The organism is Paraburkholderia oxyphila NBRC 105797 (genome assembly GCF_000685075.1).
GTDB lineage: Bacteria > Pseudomonadota > Gammaproteobacteria > Burkholderiales > Burkholderiaceae > Paraburkholderia > Paraburkholderia oxyphila.
This window is the reverse complement of record NZ_BAYD01000228.1, coordinates 1-2,617: the sequence shown is the minus strand read 5'-3', so window position 1 is coordinate 2,617 and position 2,617 is coordinate 1. Positions and strand designations below refer to the sequence as shown.

The 2,617-nt window shown below is 61.0% G+C and carries 1 protein-coding gene and 1 pseudogene; one reads left to right on the top strand and one right to left on the bottom strand.

The features are described 5' to 3' along the window. Positions 1–263: 263 nt before the first annotated feature. Positions 264–656, top strand: a pseudogene (locus BO1_RS62240) (class I SAM-dependent methyltransferase); the annotation flags it as partial. Between the two features lie 409 nt (positions 657–1,065). Here BO1_RS62240 and BO1_RS48275 read toward each other — a convergent pair. After that, a complete protein-coding gene (locus BO1_RS48275; protein WP_245644140.1) occupies positions 1,066–1,920 on the bottom strand; it encodes a hypothetical protein in 855 nt (284 codons plus the stop codon). Positions 1,921–2,617 lie beyond the last annotated feature (697 nt).

Sequence of the window (2,617 nt, the reverse complement as noted above, 5' to 3'; positions counted from 1 at the left end):
CAGTTCACCACTGCCCTGTCCATCGGAGCGGCTCCGGGGCGTCTGTCACCACGCGACGTCACCCGGAGTGACTAAGGGCTCATACCTCCGGCGGCGCTGCGCGCGCCGTGGGGCATAACCAAAACCGGTGGGATGTATGCGCATCTTTGGGACTCCAATGTATTCATATCATTTTCTCGCACGTGCACCCGGACGGCACGCTCCAGTTCGTGCTCGACGAGGAAAAATTGCGGAAAGCCGTGGCCAGCAAAGACCCGTCGTCGATGCGTGCCAAGCCGGTGCCGATCACCGCGCACGCGCGGCGCGAGGACGTCGGCCTCTACATTCACGCGTCCAGGCAGTGGGTGTATCTCTACGTCGAGCGGCGCATCGAGGAGCGCTTCGGCGCGAACCGCTGCGATCTCGCGATCGCCGACAGTGGCGGAGGGCGCGGGGCGCTCTCGCCGTATCTCGCGGCGCGCGGGCATCGCGTTCATCTCTACGATATCGACTACCTGTGGGACGCCGCCGGCGATGAGCGCGTCGAGCGGCAGTTTCTCGCGTGGGCGGCGCGCGAGCGGATTGGCGCGCAATTCGCGTCGCTCTACAAGCTGCCCGCTGAGGACTCGAACTTCGACGTGGTGCTGAGCGTGTCGGTGGTCGAGCACATCGTCTACAAGCAATACGCGTCGAAGGAGGCGCTGCGCGTGCTCAAGCCGGGCGGTCTCCTGATTCTGACCTTCGACTACGCGGCCGGACCGGACCGCTTCGAGGACGGCATGCGCCGCAAGATCTTCGACGCGAAGCGCCTGAACGATGCGCTGGCCAAGCTGGGATTGAGCGGTGCCGGCTTTGGCGAGGCGGCGCTCGAGCGCAGCCTCAGGGATATCCGCCGCGACGGCGTGCTTGGCATTCCGGATGGCATGACGGTTGGAGGGATCGCCATCGTCAAGGAGACGACTTGGTGCGAGAAGTGCCGATGCGATGCGAACGAGGCTGGAAGCGGTTCGGACACGTGGTTTTGTGCAACAGGAGGAGCGGCCGTTCGAGCGGCCTGGCAGCATATCCTGGCGTTAGCCGGTTCATCTATTGCGGCGTTTGTTGGCGCTGGTACTCGTTCTTCTTCATCTGCAGATATTCTGGGCGGTCCAGCTCATGCAATTGCCGTGGGTATTGCTCCGTTGCATCGAACCAGGTCGCAAAGCGTTGATCGACGCGTTTGTCGGCGGGCACGGCGAGCGAGCCCAGATAGGCGTCGATGGCGAGGTAATAGCGCATGGTATTGCGCTCGACGAGGCCGCGTACACCGCCGATGTAATCGCCGTCCGGCGCCTTCGTAAAGCCCACCTTCGCGCTGCCGATGGTTGCGAGATAGGTTTTCATCGCAATGCGTCCTGCGGTGCCGAATCCATACGAGTACGTCAGGTGCAGGAAGGTGCGTCCTTTGCCGATATCGACGGCTTCGAGCACGATGCGATAGTCCCTGGTGCTGAGCGGTCCCTTTGCGGCGCTCAGGTCGACCTGGAAGTAGGTCGGAGTGGTGGCTACCGAGCGGTAGTTGAATTGCACGCGGAATGTGTCGGCCAGTTCCTGTTCGGTTTTCTTGCCTACGTTCATGCTGATGATCGAACCGTTGCTGCCTGTCGTGGCATGGCAGTACTTTGTGTTCAGATGCAGGATCAGCACTTCGCACCAGTTTGCGGGGCCTTGTTTTGGATCGTTGAATGCGGTGTTGACCGTTGCGAATGGATAGTTGACGACGGCGTAGATGTCGCCTTTCAGGGTGTTGTCTGATTCTTCTGAATCTAGATGGATTGGGCGTTGGAAGACGTTTGAATTCAGCTCGGGGGCCAGGGTGTCGTACCTGGATTTGAGCGCCGTTGCATTGTCGTCGGGCCATGCTGGTGCGGTGAGCGAGAGGCACAATAGCGCCAGTGCCATGAGTGGGAGCCATATCGTGAGATGTCTGGTTCGCTTTGCGCTCATGAGGGTTTGCTCCCCGGTGGGGTGGGGTCTTACGCGCTAATATAGCAGGGTCGCCTGCGGACTCTCCATTCGCTGTTTCGCTGTTTCGGTGCTTCGGTGCTTCGGTGCTTCGGTGCTTCGGTGCGTTGGCCTTTCCTTGTTTTGCATAAGGTATGCAGGCGTTGCCCCTGTGCGGGGCGGCACCTACTTTTCTTTGCCGCGGCAAAGAAAAGTAGGCAAAAGAAAGCCGCTCAAACCGCCAGTGTGACGCCGTCCCCCACTGCCCTGTATATCGGAGCGGCTCCGGGGCGTCTGTCACCACGCGACGTCACCCGGAGTGACCAAGGGCTCATCCATCCGGCGGCGCTGCGCGCGCCGTGGGGTATAACAAAAACCAGTGGGATGCGCGCGTATTCGTAGTACTTCAATGTATTCACACTATTGCGCATCAGTAGGACTCCAATATATCGGGCGGCAGCACACCAGCGTATTCGCTTGGCGGCCCGCCCGGTTTTCCTTGCAGACCCTTCCGACCGCGCGTAGCGCGTGGCGGGAAGGATGAGTCCTTTGTCACTTAGGCGGAGTGTGCGAGGAGACGGATGCTCCGGAGCCGCTCCGATGGACAGGGCAGTGGGCGACGGCGTCACACTGGCGGTTTGAGCCGCTTTCTTTT